We start from the raw sequence: 14,071 nt of genomic DNA, 5'->3' as shown, positions 1-14,071 counted from the left end.
TGACCCGTGCTGGCTCTCATTATCCAGAACAAGGCGGACTGCTCGTTCACGTACTTCAGCGGAAAACTTGTTCGTCGTTTTGCTCATGGTGCTCCATCCTACTCAGGAGTTGGAGCCTCCGGCAAACCCGGGGCGGTTCAGACTCATGGTTTGACGACAAACCAACCAATCAAGACCTCAGTCGATAATTTGCCGAACTCAGGCGAAGAGCGGGAGCGTTTGCCCTCCCCTTGGAAACGCACTCTTTTGCTCAGGCAAGAAAGATAATCTGTTAAGCTTGGTCATCAAGAATGAGCGGCCGAAAGAGTGTGTTTCTTCAGCCAGGGTATGGTGCAATGAAAACGTTACGGACTTCACCGCAAGAAGAGTTTGAGACCATGCTCAGTGGGACGGTGGTCAAGCCGGGTGAGTTTGTGTTCGAAACACGACCAGCTCCCACCGGGGTGCCCGAGAGCTGGGTACTGATCGGTATTGAGGCTGTCGGCATTTGCGGAACCGACTATCACATTCTTGAAGGCAAGCATCCCTATCTCAAATATCCGCGCGTCATAGGACACGAACTCAGCGCGCGCGTCTGCGAGGATGGCTCAGGCTGGCGCGCCGGCGATCTCGTCGTAGTCAACCCATATATTTCCTGTGGCGAATGCAGGTCCTGTAGACGGGGCAAACCCAATTGCTGCTCCAACATTGAAGTGCTGGGAGTTCATCGCGACGGCGGTCTTTGCGCACGACTTGCAGTTCCAGCTGCGAATTTATACGCGGCAGACGGGCTCTCGCCCCTTCAGGCAGCAATGGTTGAATTTCTGGCAATCGGAGCGCACGCGGTACGCAGGTCGGGCGTTCAAAAGGGTGACAGAACACTGGTCACTGGAGCCGGACCAATTGGCCTTGGCACCGCTCTTTTTGCCCGCCTTGCAGGAGCCGATGTTCATCTACTGGACCTGAGCACTGCCCGTCTGGAACAGGCACAGCGCCTTTTCGGCTTTTCCAAGACCCATAAGGTTGGGAGCAAAATTCTTGCCGATGACCTTGTCGATGGATTTGACGTGGTCTTCGATGCCACAGGCAACGCAAAAGCAATTGAAGCAGGCTTTCAATTTCTCGCTCACGGGAGCAGCTACGTTCTTGTTAGCGTGGTCAAGGATGACATCAGTTTCAATGATGCAGAGTTCCACAAGCGTGAGGCGCGTATTATCGGCAGCAGAAACGCGACTGCGGAGGACTTCCAGCATGTCATGACAGCTATCAGGGACGGCCAGATTGACACCGGCGCGCTCTGCTCGCAAACCATTCCCCTGGAAGACTTCGCCCAGCACTTTCCGGGACTGGCCCAGGATCGTGAAACGCTAATCAAAGCGATCGTGACCCTAGAATAGAGACCACATTCCTTTAAAAACAACACGCCTGCAGCCAGACGACAACGTCGTCGCACCGGAAGGCAGAGTTCGTATTGCCGATCATCCTAAAGTCCGCTCGGCGTTTGGAACAACGTCCGGCCTACTCTTGCGCCATGGCGGAACAACGACCTTGCCCATAACCTAAAACTCTTTTTTGGAGTGCAGGTGGCATCGGCCCCCATTCTGATCATCTTCACCAGCGGGCGCGAGTCAGTGTCGGGCTGGCGTCCAATTCAAACATGTATGGCCCCATGTCAGAAAAATGGACATCAACTGTGGAGACACAATTGAAGGCGCGCTAATGGAAGCGCAGGCACAAGACATCTTCCTTTCGTCTTTTTGTCACGTCTGGTGAACAGAGCGAGCATCGAACCACTGGCGGAGCAGAATTCGTTCCGCGTCCGACTGGCGCCGGTCTCTTGACCGACCACTCTGGTCGACAGATGCCCTTTTTACACTAACGCGCCAGCGCTCTTGCAACACCTCGAATTTCAGCCAGGCCTCTAAGCCTGCCAATAAGGGGATAGCCGGGCGCAGTTTTCCGGGCCAGATCATCTCGCATGGCGTGGCCGTGATCGGGTCGCATCGGCAGGACACGGCCAGAAGCTTTTTCGATATCAAGAACCGCACGCACGACCTCAACCATATCGATATCGCCATCGAGGTGATTGGCCTCATGAAAGCTCAGACCATCGGCCTCCCGCTTCGTTGCGCGTAGGTGCAGAAAGTGAACCCTTTCACAGTGCTCGCGAAGCATGGCGGGGAGATCATTGTCAGCCCGGACTCCATAGGATCCGGAGCAGAACGTAAACCCGTTCGACGAGCTTTCATTCATCTGTGCGATCACGGCCATATCTTCAGCCGTCGAAACCACGCGGGGAAGCCCGAAGATCGGACGGGGCGGGTCATCTGGATGAATTGCCAGCTTCACACCCGCCTTCTCAGCACGCGGCAGCACATGTGCGAGGAACGCTCGAAGGTTTTCTCTGAGCTCAGGCGCACCGATCCCCTTGTAGGCATCAAGGCCCTTTCGGAAACTCTCCAGCGAATAACTTTCCTCCGCTCCAGGCAGACCGGCAATGATTGTGTCGATCAGCCTGTCACGCCCGGCAGCATCTGTTTCGGAAAACCGCGCCTTCGCAGCAGTTTGGAGCTCGGCTGAATGATCTTTTTCGGCCCCTTCCCGCTGAAGAATGAAAAGGTCGAACATTGCAAAATCAACAGCATCGAACCGAAGGCATTTGGCGCCGGTTTCGAGCTCGTAAAACAGATCTGTCCGGGTCCAATCGAGGACGGGCATGAAGTTATAGCAAATGGTCCGGATGCCGCAGGCCGCCAGATTTTCGAAGCTTTCAGCCCAATTGTCTGCAAGGTCCTGCCAGTTCGCCGCGCCTGTCTTGATGTCTTCGTGGACGGGTATGCTCTCCACGACCAGCCACTCGAGACCAGCCTCGCGCACCATGGCCTGGCGTTCTTCGATCTGCTCGCGGGGCCAAACGACCCCATTCGGCAGGCCGTGTAAGGCAGTCACCACACCAACAGCCCCAGCCTGACGAATGTCGGACAGGGTCACGGCATCTTCCGGTCCAAACCAGCGCCAAGTTTCAATCATGTATGTTTCCCCGGAAAGTAGTATGGTCGGCCTTCAGCTGTTTCCCAGCCTGTTTATCTGACCTGAACAATGGGTTGAAAAAGGTATCCGTCGAAAGCCGGATCTTCGACATCAGACAGTTCCATCAAGGTTTCGCGCACATTCTCGAGATGCTGCCACATGGCTTGGCGCGCCGCCTGAGGATCCTTGCTTTGCAGAGCCGACAAGATGTTCCTGTGGTCATCTAGCCAGGATCTGCGATAGTCAGCGTTGAAAATGCGCTCGTGTAAACGCGCCCACATCGGGCTTTGCTCACGCTTGCGCCACAGTTCCTGAACCATATCGACAAGAACGGAATTCTGGGTCGCCTCGGCAATTAGCCTGTGAAACATCTCGTCACCACTGTAGTCCGGATCGCTGGTTTCAATGCCGTGCCGCTCGACTTCCAGGGCTTCGCGCATGCGAATGATGTCATTCTTTGTCACCATTTCCGCCGCAAAGGCCGCAATGTTGCTCTCCAACAACTGACGCGCCTGCAAAAGTTCAAACGGCCCGATATCGTCTCGCAGCGGTGGTGCCGCCTGATCCGGGCTCGTGCTCAGATAGATTCCGGACCCCTTGCGAACCTCAACAAGGCCCTCGATTTCGAGCATTATGAGCGCTTCACGCACCAGTGAGCGAGATACGCCGATTTCATCAGAGATCTGGCGTTCGGACATGAGCCGTTCGCCCGTCTTCATGCCACGCTTGCAGATTAGCTGGCGCAGCTCACAAGCAACATCCTGATATCGGCGCGAAGCGCTCATTCAGCTGCGTCCTTTTCCCTCATTTCGGCATAGAAGGCCCGAAGCACATCGAATGCCGGCTTTCTTGTCTTCTTGTCCGCCGCAATCAGGCCCTTGCGATTGAAGCCTCGTTGAAAAACGTTCTGGCGGCGTTCGACACGGAAATCATAAAGAATCCACGGCGAGATCCCCTTGATATAGGAAAGTTCTCTCAGAGTTTCGATTTGTCTTTCGTACACTTCACGCTGGTAATCAATACTGAATAAACCGGATTTAGGTCCCAAGTCCGTGTGATCACCATCCGCGCCAGTCTCCGAAATTACGACCGGACGATCAGGATCCGAGTTCTGGCCAATAGAAATCAATTCGTCGAAATTCTCTTCATACCAGCCATAGTATTCATTCAAGCCAATCACATCTATGTGTTTTGCCAGCCGGTCTTCGATCTTGAGCTTCGCATGATTTACAAGACATGCTGCTGAAAGAAGGCGCGTCGGATCCTCGTCCCGTGCCAACTCCACCAGACCGCGCATGAATTCAAGCCTTGCATCCGTGTCCGGGTTTTCGTTCCCAACAGACCAGATGATGACACTTGCCCGGTTGCGGTCCCGCCGGATCAGCTCGCGCAACTGGTTTTCCGCATCGCGCCGCGTGTCAGGATTGGCAAAATCGATGGCCCAGTAGACCGGAACCTCTTCCCAAAGCAGGAACCCAAGCTCATCTGCAATTTCCGCAGCACGTTCGTGATGCGGATAGTGAGCGAGCCTCAGAAAATTGCAGCCCAGCGCCCGTGCGTCGGCAAATCGCCGCCGAAGATCCTCTTCACTTGTGCACTTTCCGACTGTCTCATCGTCCTCATGCACAGAAATTCCGCGCAGGAAAAGCGGCTTACCATTGAGGAAAAGTTCCGTGCCACGGCGCTCGATGGTTCGAAAGCCCACCCTGTCATGCACACGGTCTCCGCCAGCTTCGACTTCAAGGTCATAGAGCTTGGGCGTATCAGGTGACCAGCGCTCTGGCAAGGCCTCGAAAACGACGTGTCCGCGACCGTCGTCAAGCGTAATAACCGCGTCAATGTTCAGCTCAGGAATGCGAACCCGCGCTTCTTCCGCAGGCCCATCTGCAGCAACTGAAACGCAAATGCCGCCATCATCATCAAGCCGCGCGAAGACATCGCGGATAACCGTTGCCCCTGTCTCATAGAGAGCAACTTCACGATAAACGCCACCGTAGTTGAACCAGTCGGTATTGCGCATGGGTACGCGGTCCAGGGTCCGCGTGTTGTTCACGCAAAGCATGATCCAGTTCTGGCCCGGCGTCAGCGCATCACTCACCTCAACGCAAAACGGTGTTGAGCCGCCGTAGTGATTGCCAATGAACGTCCCGTTGATGAAAATTTTGCAGTCGTATTGCGCCGCGCCAACGCGCAGAAAGCGTCGTCTTCCCGGCAATAGTTCATCGACTGAGACAGATTTCGTGTACCAGGCCGACCCTTCGAAGAAATACCATTTCTCCTTCAGCATCTGCCAGCAGGAGGGAACCGGCACGGTCTCACCCTCATAGGGGTCGTAGTCCCAGGGCTCAATCCGCTTTTCCGCAGCTTCAGGCAGCATGGAGAACCATTTCTGCCTAAGCCCGGTGTCGAGCAGATCGACACAAAAGTTCCACTCTCCATCCAGGGAACGGCCTTCCCGCCCCCTGGTGAAGATCAGCGTTTCCGCATTCAGGTTCTGCAAATTGTAAGGACGGTCATAGTCCTCATCATGCAGACATTGAAGGGCATTGTCTGCCAGATCGGAGCGCTCGAGCATGTGCCGGTTCCTTAGTCCGTTGTCGTCAATTCGCCGCCGCTTTGATGCGAGCGATCAGATCGGCGAGCTTTTCAGACTTTGCGGCGACTTCTTCGTGCATCGGCAGAACCGCTTCAACGAAAGGCGCTTTTTCAACGGTATGAACCGTAACGCCCAGATCTTTCTGCGCTTCTTCAATTGCAGCGTCTGAAGCGGCGTTCCACGACTTGCGATGAGCTTCCATCGACTCCAGTGCTGCCTGACGCAGCGCCGAACGCTGGTCTTCAGTCAGGGCATCATAAGCGCACGAGGAAATAACAACGACCGATGGGATCATCGTGTGCTCATCAAGCGAGAAGTGCTTCGCAACTTCGCCGTGACGAGCCGTGGTCAGAGCCGTCGGATTGTTTTCCGCACCATCAACAACGCCCTGCTGCAGCGCGCTGTAAAGCTCACCCCAGGAAATCGGTGTCGGGTTACCGCCGAGCAGTTCAACCATGCGAATGGCAGACGGGCTTGGCTGAACGCGCACCTTCATGCCCTTCAGATCGGCAGGGCTGTTGATCGCACGATCTCCGTAGAAAGAGCGAGCACCCTCGGTGTAAAACGCAACGCCGCGAAAGCCCTGTTCAGCAGAGGCATTCAGAATATCAGCGCCGATTTCACCAGTGATGACATCGTTGAAGTGCTCTTCAGACTGAAAAATGTAAGGCAGGTTCAGCGCAGAATAGCTTTCTTCGAATGCTTCAAGTTCAGATGCATTCGAGCGCGCCATTTCGAGCGAACAGTTTTGCACCAGCTCCATGGACTCGCGCTGCGTACCAAGCTGGCCATTCGGATAGATCCGGATCTTTACGTCACCGTCAGTCAGTTCGGCAACTCGGTCAGCCATAACCTGCATGGAAATATGCACCGGATGCTCCGGCGGATTGTTGTGATTCAGGCGCAAGGTTGCAGCCTCTGCGGTCAGGCTTGCGCCCAAGATGGTTGTCGCAGTAAGAGCGGTAACGCGTGTGAAGTTCACCATTGAAATCCCTCCCAGGGTTTACTCGCAGCCTCATGATGAGATGCGGTTCAATCTGCATTGGCGGCTCGACCAGACAGCTCATCTGGTCAACCAATCCAAGTGAGAACATTTGCCAATTTCCAAAATTAGTCAACCAGTCATATAAAATTGGTTGACCAGATTATCCCTCTCGTGGTTTTTGGCTTGAGATAAAAGGAACGCAAGACCAGCGACGGGAGGAGTGCGCCATGTGTCATCCAGCTTCCATAAATCTTGGGAGATAGTCCAATGCGTAGCGCCGTCGACACGACCCTGAAGTGCGCGCTGGTTCTGATCTTCGGCATCCTGGTCGTATGTGTCGTCTGGCAGGTTGTCAGCCGCTTCATCCTCGGCACGCCAAGCACCACGACAGATGAACTCGCTCGCTTTCTTTTCATGTGGCTCGCTTTGATCGGCGGGGCCTACACACTCGGCCAAGGGCGCCATCTCGCCATCGATCTTCTAACGCTGCAGCTCAGCGGCAAGCGCAAACTCCTGTCAGAGCTGGTCATCCTGGGCGTTGTCGGCCTGTTTTGCGCAATCGTCATGGTCTATGGCGGCGGCCAGCTTGTGGCAAAGACGCTAGCTTCCGGTCAGGTGACCCCGAGCCTGCAAATTCCGATGGGGTATGTCTATGGCGCCATCCCCTTCGCCGGGCTCGTAATGATCTACTATTGCCTGTCCTTCGCTCTGGATCTCAAATCGGGCAACTCCAGACAGGACGATGACCCCGCATTTGGCCCGCTCGACTAAGAGCATTTCTATTCTAGGAGTTTAACATGGCGAGTGCGGCTCTTCTGCTCTTCGGGGCATTCGGCTTACTGACAGCAATCGGCGTTCCGATTGCATTCGCAATCGGCGCAGCGGCAGCAATCACCTTTTTGCTGTTCATGGATTTCAACCAATCGGTCTTCATCGTTGCCCAACAGATGGCATCGGGTCTGGACAGCTTCACACTTCTTGCGATCCCGTTCTTCATCCTCGCAGGGAACATCATGAATCGTGGCGGGATCGCGATGCGATTGATTGCCTTCGCGAAGGTCCTGGGTGGCCGTCTTCCAGGCGCGCTGGCACATTGCAACGTGCTGGCCAATATGATGTTTGGTTCAATTTCCGGCTCCGCCGTCGCAGCAGCCGCTGCCGTCGGCGGCGTAATGTCGCCCTTGCAGAAAAAAGAGGGCTATGACCCCGCTTATTCAGCAGCCGTCAACATCGCTTCTTGCCCGACCGGCCTTTTGATCCCCCCTTCAGCCACATTGATCGTTTATTCCCTCATCACCGGCGGAACTTCAATCGCGGCCCTTTTTGTAGCTGGCTATTTACCGGGTCTTCTGATGGGGCTCAGCCTGATGATCGTTGCGGGCATCATAGCCAAGAAGCGTGGTTATCCACTTGCACCGCGCTCCACCTGGCAAGAGGTTTTCCGCGCAACCGCTGATGCGATCTTGCCGCTTGGTCTCATCATCATCGTCATGGGTGGAATTATTAGCGGCGCATTCACAGCAACCGAAGCCTCTGCCATTGCTGTGGTGTATACGCTGCTTCTTGCGCTCGTATGGTACCGTGAAATCGGTTTGAAGGACCTGCCGTCGATCATCACTGAATCGGCGGTGACAACTTCGATCGTCCTTCTGATGATCGGCGCCAGCATTGCCATGAGCAGAGCCATGGCTTTTGGTGACATTCCTTTTGCGCTGTCCGATGCGCTGCTCAGCATTTCCGAAAATCCGATTCTGATCCTTCTCGCAATCAACATTGCACTTTTGATCGTCGGCACATTCATGGACATGACACCTGCGCTCCTGATCTTCACTCCGATCTTCATGCCGGTGGTTCGGGACCTTGGCATGGACCCGGTTCACTTCGGCATCGTCATGACCTTCAACCTATGTATTGGAATCTGTACGCCACCGGTAGGCTCCGCACTTTTTGTCGGCTGTTCGGTCGGAGGAACCAGCATCAGCGCGGTCATCCGTCCGCTGCTTCCATTTTATGCGGTACTTTTCGCCCTGCTGCTTTTGGTCACCTATGTGCCGGCGATCAGCCTCGCCCTGCCACGCCTGCTTCTTGGATACTGATGAAAACCCTCTCGAATTGGACCCTTCTAAGCACAACACAATCCGGCGTAGAATTGGAAGTGGAGGGAAAGCATCTTCTGCGCATCTCCGTCCTGGAAAGCTCATTGTTCCGCGTCTCTTTGTTGAAGAACAAGAAATGGCGGCTGGACCGCAGCTGGACAGTCGCACCGGACGGAGACGCCCCCCTTGAGGGGCGCCCCCGTGACAGCCTCGGCGGGTTCTCCAGCCCGGGCTTCGACCTTGAGGTTGGAGAAAAGCTTCTCCTTCAAACGGGCTCGATCCGGCTGACCATTTCGCAGCCATTGCATTTACGTTGGGAAAGCCAGGTAGACGGCGAATGGCGAGAGTTCGCTCAAGATCGCGCGACCGGTGGCATCATGGCCGGCATTCGCGATCACCGGCACGCCCATTTCCTGGCCCGCTCTCCTGAAGAGAAGGTTTTCGGTCTTGGAGAAAAGACTGGCCTGCTGGAACGGTCCGGTCGTCGCTTTGAAATGCGCAATCTCGATGCGATGGGCTATAACGCGGAGACAACCGATCCGCTCTACAAGCATATTCCCTTCACGCTGACGCGCACCGAAACTGCCGGATGTTGGTCGATTTTCTACGACAATTTGGCCGGCACATGGTTCGATCTCGGAAATGAGCTGGACAACTACCACAAGCCGTACCGCAGCTATCGCGCCGAGGACGGTGATCTGGACTATTACATGCGTTGGGCGCCTGAGCTGGGCGAACTTGCAACAGAACAGGCAAAGCTGACGGGCGGCACCGCATTCCCGCCGCGCTGGACGCTTGGATATTCGGGCTCAACGATGTCCTATACGGACGCGCCTGATGCGCAGGTACAACTCGAAGGCTTCCTGGACCACCTCGCCGAGCATGACATCCCCTGCGACAGCTTCCAGCTTTCCTCAGGCTACACATCGATTGGCGACAAGCGCTACGTATTCAACTGGAATACGGAAAAGGTTCCAGATGTCCATGCGATGACGGAAAAGTTCCATGACGCAGGCGTTCACCTGATCGCCAACATCAAGCCATGCCTTCTCCAGGACCATCCACGTTACGATGAAGTCGCGAACGCGGGCCTGTTCGTCTCAGACAGCGAGACCGATCAGCCGGAACGCTCTCTGTTCTGGGATGACGAGGGATCACATCTCGACTTCACCAAGATGGAAACAATCGGGTGGTGGCGGGACAACGTCACACGCGAACTTCTTGAAAAGGGCATCGGCTCTACCTGGAACGACAATAACGAGTATGAGATCTGGGACGACGGTGCCCGCTGCCATGGATTTGGTTCCGAGATTCCCGTCAATCTGATCCGGCCGGTTCAGCCGATCCTGATGACACGCGCATCAGAAGAAGCACAAAAACGCCATACACCCGAGAAGCGCCCGTATCTGATCAGCCGGTCTGGCGCGCCGGGCCTGCAGCGCTATGCACAAACCTGGACAGGCGACAATCGCACCTCTTGGGAGACCCTGCGCTGGAACATCCGGATGGGGCTCGGTCTGTCCCTGTCAGGTTTTTTCAACATTGGCCATGACGTCGGCGGGTTTTCAGGCCCAAAGCCCGACCCCGAACTCTTTGTCCGATGGGTGCAGAACGGTATTTTCCACCCACGCTTCACGATCCACAGCTGGAACGACGATCAAACGGTCAACGAACCCTGGATGTATCCAGAGGTGACGGACCACATTCGTGCGGCAATCAAGCTACGCTACCGGCTCATCCCTTATCTTTACACGCTTCTATGGCGTTCCTCCGTGTTCAACGAGCCAATCATCCGACCGACTTTCCTTGAGTTTCCAGAAGACGGGAACTGCTGGCAGGATACTGATGACTTCATGCTTGGGCCCGATCTACTCATCGCGAGTGTCGTGGAACAGGGAGCGTCGAGCCGTGTCGTCAGGCTTCCAGAAAATCTGTCTGGTTGGTGGGATTTCTTCCAGGGCACGTGGCACGCAGGCGGTTCAACCATCGAAACTCCGGTCGATATCGGAACGATCCCGCTGTTTGTCAAAGCCGGTGCGATCATTCCTCTTGGCATCGGCGCCAACAGGGCAAACCCACAGGCCGAAACCGGCCGCGAAATCGCACTCTTTCCGCTTCCCGACTCTGGCGGCAGTGAAGGTGAACTTTATGAAGACGACGGCGACGGGGTAAATGCGCCATACAGCCACCTGTCTTTTTCACTGAGATCCACAGCCGATAGGCTAACGCTGAATTGGACCCAGAACGGGACCGCCCCCCCCTTCCACACAGAGGCTTCGCTGACACTGCCAGCAGCCGAAACCCGCCCTCTTTGGATAGGCGATCAGCAGCAATCTGTGCCAGCCATAGCAAACCTTGGTGATGAAAGCCGCAACAGCTGATCAATTCACGCGCAAGTCAGAATTCAAACCTGTAAGGCGGCGCTCCCGTGTGAGCGTCGCCTGTTTTTTAGAGCACATCATTTCTGCAGCGAGCCAACGCTGACCAGCGTTCCGCATGAATCTTCTGCATGTGATCTACACTCCTTTCACCACTGTCATATCGTCGTAGTGAAGCTGCGGTATTCCTCGTATTGCACACGTGTGCAAGATCTTATTTGGACCTTCCCGTCGCTCGCGGCGGAAGCTTTCCCAGCAAGCGGGTAATACGATGACCAACCTGTCTTCCAAACTTCGCCAGTCCACGGCAGCTGCCGTTCTGGCTCTTTCTGCAACAGTCTTCGCCGGCAATGCCTTCGCCAAGGACCTGACCATCACCGTTTGGGCTGGCGGTTCAAATGATAGCGATGTCTACCGGCTCGATGCGATCGAAATGGCATCCGACCTGCTCACACGTGAGTGGGAAATCCGCGGCGAAGACCTCAACATCACAGTCGAGAAAAAGCGCGATTTTGCCGGTTGGTCTGAATTCAAACAGGCTGTAACGCTCGCTGCCGAGGCAGGCACCGCACCGAACATCGTCGTCACCAGCCATCTGGACATTGCGCCTTGGAGCCAGGCTGGCTTGATCGTTCCGGTCGAGGACTACGTCGATCTTGATGCTTGGCCTTTGAACAACATCTACGACAACCTGATGGAAATCACGACCTACAACGGCGTGGTTTATGGTCTGCCACAGGATGCCGAGTCCCGCCCGTTCTTCTTCTGGAAAGACACCATGAAGAAGCTTGGCTACTCGGACGACGAAATCGCTGCTCTTCCGGCCAAGGTCGAAGCAGGCGAATACACTCTGCAGAACGTTCTTGAAGACGCCAAAAAAGCCGTCGACTTGGAACTCGTCGAAAAGGGCTACGGCTTCTACCCGCGCGTTTCCAATGGTCCTGACTACGCACAGTTCTATCAGTCTTTTGGCGGTGAGCTGATGGACAAGGAAAGCGGCAAGCTGATCCTCGACAAACAGGCCATGACAGACTTCTACCAGTTCTTCGTTGATGCAGTCGAAGCTGGCGTAACCCGCAAGAACCACATCGGCACAGAGTGGGACCAGTGGTATTCGGAAGTTGCTTCCGGCAAGGCCGCAATCTGGCACGGTGGAACCTGGCACTACGCCCGCTACACCACCAAGGAAGGCCTTGATGATTTCTTCGGCAACATCGAGTTCTCGCTGATCCCGGCGGGCAATGAAAATGGCCGCGCCAACACGATCACGCACCCGCTCGCATATCTTCTGACCGCACAGGAAGACGAAGAAGCTGTCGAGATTGCTGCTCAGTTGCTCAAGATTGCTTCCGAGCCACGCATCAACACGCTCCATGCAATCAAATCCGCTCACCTGGGCATCGCGAAAGAGCAGTCCAACATCGAACTCTATGCGAATGACCGTTGGGCCGCAGAAGCGACCGAGCGCCTGCTCCCGCATGCCAACGCGCAGCCGAACAACCCCAACTACGGCCAGTTCTCCGAGATCATGTTCAAGGGTCTCGAAACAGCCTGGACCGGCACCAAGTCCCCGGCAGAAGCCGTCGCCGAAGTTGAAGCTGAAATGCAGGCCGTACTCGGTGACGACCTGATCGTTCGCTAATCACCCCCACCAAGACCCCGGGCGATCAATCGCCCGGGGTTATCTGTTTGCGAGGTTCCGATGCGACGCGCGCACCTTCTCGGGCTCGGCTTTATGGCGCCAGCCCTCCTGATTGTCTGCTTGTTTTTTCTGGCACCGGTCATCATGACCGCGGTCTTTTCCTTCACCAACATGAGTTCGGGAACCGGCATTTCGGGAGGCGCTTACGAGGTAACCGAAAAGACTGTTCGCCAGTTGCCAGAACGCGGATTTCCGCAAGCCAAGGCAGAAATGCTGGCGAAGGATGTTTATCGCGTCGACCCTACCGGCTTGGCAGCACTGGACGCCGGGTATGGCAGGGCTTTGGCAGATGAGGTTGGAAAAACGCTTTCCGGCAAAACCTTTAACGGCCGTCGCGACCTCGAGCGCGCCTTGAAAAAGATGAAAGCCCGGCCGCGCTCAGTTCGGGAAATCAAAGCCGCTGCCGACCTGTTCAAACGCTCTGTGTTGAACACGCGCTATGAGACCGAAGACATGTTCGCCGCAGCCATCGCGGATCTGGATCTCAAGCTTGATACGTCCGAACGTGCCATTCTCTCCAAGGTTGCTTATACAGGCTGGACCTGGACGACAGAGAATTACGAGCTGATCGCCACATTGCCTTCAACACTGAGGGCGGCGGCAAATACGTTGACGTATGTCGGCTTCACCCTTGCATTCAACGTTGGATTTGGCCTGTTTCTCGCACTCGCGACCTTTTATTTACCCGGCGCGCAGGCCGCAACATTCCGAGCGATCTGGATCCTTCCGCGCATTTTGCCCCCGGTCATCTACATCATGATGTGGAAATGGCTGACATGGGACACGGGTTTCATCTCAAGCTTTCTAAGCAATTTCGACGTCACCCCGCGCAACTGGATGCTGCACTCGGATATCAATGCCTGGGTCAGTATCGTGTTGATCAACGGCTTCGTCGGCGCATCTCTCGGAATGATCCTGTTTTCAAGCGCACTTCGAGCCATTCCGTCATCCATGCTCTACGCAAGCGAGGTGGATGGCGCATCACGTCTGCAGCAGATCTGGTACATCATCCTGCCGCAGCTTCGCTGGCCAATCCTCTTTACGACGGCCTATCAAACGCTCTCGCTGCTTACGTCCTTTGACTACATCTATCTTTCGACCGATGGCGGCCCGGGTAGCTCCACAGAAGTCTGGGCGCTCTACACTTTCCACACCGCACTGAACAATTACGGCGGTGCGCTTCAATATGGCCTGGGCGCAGCGCTCGCTCTCGTCCTTGTCGTTATCGGCATCGCGGCATCGCTCGTCTATCTCCGCCTGTTCAACTTCGACAAGCTCGTCGCCAAACCCCGTATCGAGCAATAG

At 55.5% G+C, this 14,071-nt stretch carries 10 protein-coding genes; 6 read left to right on the top strand and 4 right to left on the bottom strand.

The features are described 5' to 3' along the window. Positions 1–377: 377 nt before the first annotated feature. The gene (locus ABJZ52_RS01020) at positions 378–1,376 is read left to right on the top strand and encodes a zinc-binding alcohol dehydrogenase family protein (RefSeq protein ID WP_348190424.1); all 999 of its coding nucleotides are present in this window, start codon (positions 378–380) and stop codon (positions 1,374–1,376) included. 478 nt (positions 1,377–1,854) lie between these two features. Here ABJZ52_RS01020 and uxuA read toward each other — a convergent pair whose 3' ends face one another. Genes uxuA through ABJZ52_RS01000 form a run of 4 tightly spaced genes read right to left on the bottom strand, consistent with a single transcriptional unit; the run spans position 1,855 to position 6,590 of the window. Next, a complete protein-coding gene (uxuA, locus tag ABJZ52_RS01015; protein WP_348190421.1) occupies positions 1,855–3,009 on the bottom strand; it encodes a mannonate dehydratase in 1,155 nt (384 codons plus the stop codon). Positions 3,010–3,062: 53 nt separating this feature from the next. Beyond that, positions 3,063–3,794 (bottom strand): FCD domain-containing protein, encoded by a 732-nt coding sequence (locus ABJZ52_RS01010; protein WP_348190419.1) that lies wholly within the window; start codon positions 3,792–3,794, stop codon positions 3,063–3,065. Beyond that, complete coding sequence (locus ABJZ52_RS01005) at positions 3,791–5,584, bottom strand: glycoside hydrolase family 2 TIM barrel-domain containing protein (protein ID WP_348190417.1); 1,794 nt, start codon at positions 5,582–5,584, stop codon at positions 3,791–3,793. The genes ABJZ52_RS01010 and ABJZ52_RS01005 overlap by 4 nt, the downstream gene beginning before the upstream one ends. Before the next feature lie 25 nt (positions 5,585–5,609). Then, the gene (locus ABJZ52_RS01000; protein ID WP_348190414.1) at positions 5,610–6,590 is read right to left on the bottom strand and encodes a TRAP transporter substrate-binding protein; all 981 of its coding nucleotides are present in this window, start codon (positions 6,588–6,590) and stop codon (positions 5,610–5,612) included. A 267-nt stretch (positions 6,591–6,857) separates the two neighbouring features. Here ABJZ52_RS01000 and ABJZ52_RS00995 point away from each other — a divergent pair, with 267 nt between their 5' ends. From ABJZ52_RS00995 to ABJZ52_RS00975, 5 genes are all read left to right on the top strand, one after another. Further along, a complete protein-coding gene (locus tag ABJZ52_RS00995) occupies positions 6,858–7,361 on the top strand; it encodes a TRAP transporter small permease (protein ID WP_348190411.1) in 504 nt (167 codons plus the stop codon). Between the two features lie 26 nt (positions 7,362–7,387). Continuing rightward, positions 7,388–8,686 carry a TRAP transporter large permease gene (locus ABJZ52_RS00990; RefSeq protein WP_348190409.1) on the top strand — a complete coding sequence of 433 codons (1,299 nt, stop codon included), beginning with the start codon at positions 7,388–7,390 and terminating at the stop codon, positions 8,684–8,686. Then, a complete protein-coding gene (locus tag ABJZ52_RS00985) occupies positions 8,686–11,067 on the top strand; it encodes a TIM-barrel domain-containing protein (RefSeq protein WP_348190406.1) in 2,382 nt (793 codons plus the stop codon). The genes ABJZ52_RS00990 and ABJZ52_RS00985 overlap by 1 nt, the downstream gene beginning before the upstream one ends. A 268-nt stretch (positions 11,068–11,335) precedes the next feature. After that, positions 11,336–12,706, top strand: a complete 1,371-nt coding sequence (locus ABJZ52_RS00980) for an extracellular solute-binding protein (RefSeq protein ID WP_348190403.1) — start codon at positions 11,336–11,338, stop codon at positions 12,704–12,706. A 60-nt stretch (positions 12,707–12,766) separates the two neighbouring features. Continuing rightward, complete coding sequence (locus ABJZ52_RS00975; RefSeq protein ID WP_348207989.1) at positions 12,767–14,071, top strand: sugar ABC transporter permease; 1,305 nt, start codon at positions 12,767–12,769, stop codon at positions 14,069–14,071.

The organism is Roseibium sp. (genome assembly GCF_039982295.1).
Taxonomy (GTDB): Bacteria; Pseudomonadota; Alphaproteobacteria; order Rhizobiales; family Stappiaceae; genus Roseibium.
This window is presented reverse-complemented; position numbering and strand designations above follow the sequence as displayed.

Bases quoted from the DNA above. Each gene is read 5' to 3' on its own strand.
- ABJZ52_RS01005 (WP_348190417.1), bottom strand. From the start codon at position 5,584: ATGCTCGAGCGCTCCGATCTGGCAGACAATGCCCTTCAATGTCTGCAT.
- ABJZ52_RS01000 (WP_348190414.1), bottom strand. From the start codon at position 6,590: ATGGTGAACTTCACACGCGTTACCGCTCTTACTGCGACAACCATCTTG.
- ABJZ52_RS00975 (WP_348207989.1), top strand. From the start codon at position 12,767: ATGCGACGCGCGCACCTTCTCGGGCTCGGCTTTATGGCGCCAGCCCTC.
- ABJZ52_RS00995 (WP_348190411.1), top strand. From the start codon at position 6,858: ATGCGTAGCGCCGTCGACACGACCCTGAAGTGCGCGCTGGTTCTGATC.
- ABJZ52_RS01020 (WP_348190424.1), top strand. From the start codon at position 378: ATGCTCAGTGGGACGGTGGTCAAGCCGGGTGAGTTTGTGTTCGAAACA.
- uxuA (WP_348190421.1), bottom strand. From the start codon at position 3,009: ATGATTGAAACTTGGCGCTGGTTTGGACCGGAAGATGCCGTGACCCTG.
- ABJZ52_RS00985 (WP_348190406.1), top strand. From the start codon at position 8,686: ATGAAAACCCTCTCGAATTGGACCCTTCTAAGCACAACACAATCCGGC.
- ABJZ52_RS00980 (WP_348190403.1), top strand. From the start codon at position 11,336: ATGACCAACCTGTCTTCCAAACTTCGCCAGTCCACGGCAGCTGCCGTT.
- ABJZ52_RS01010 (WP_348190419.1), bottom strand. From the start codon at position 3,794: ATGAGCGCTTCGCGCCGATATCAGGATGTTGCTTGTGAGCTGCGCCAG.
- ABJZ52_RS00990 (WP_348190409.1), top strand. From the start codon at position 7,388: ATGGCGAGTGCGGCTCTTCTGCTCTTCGGGGCATTCGGCTTACTGACA.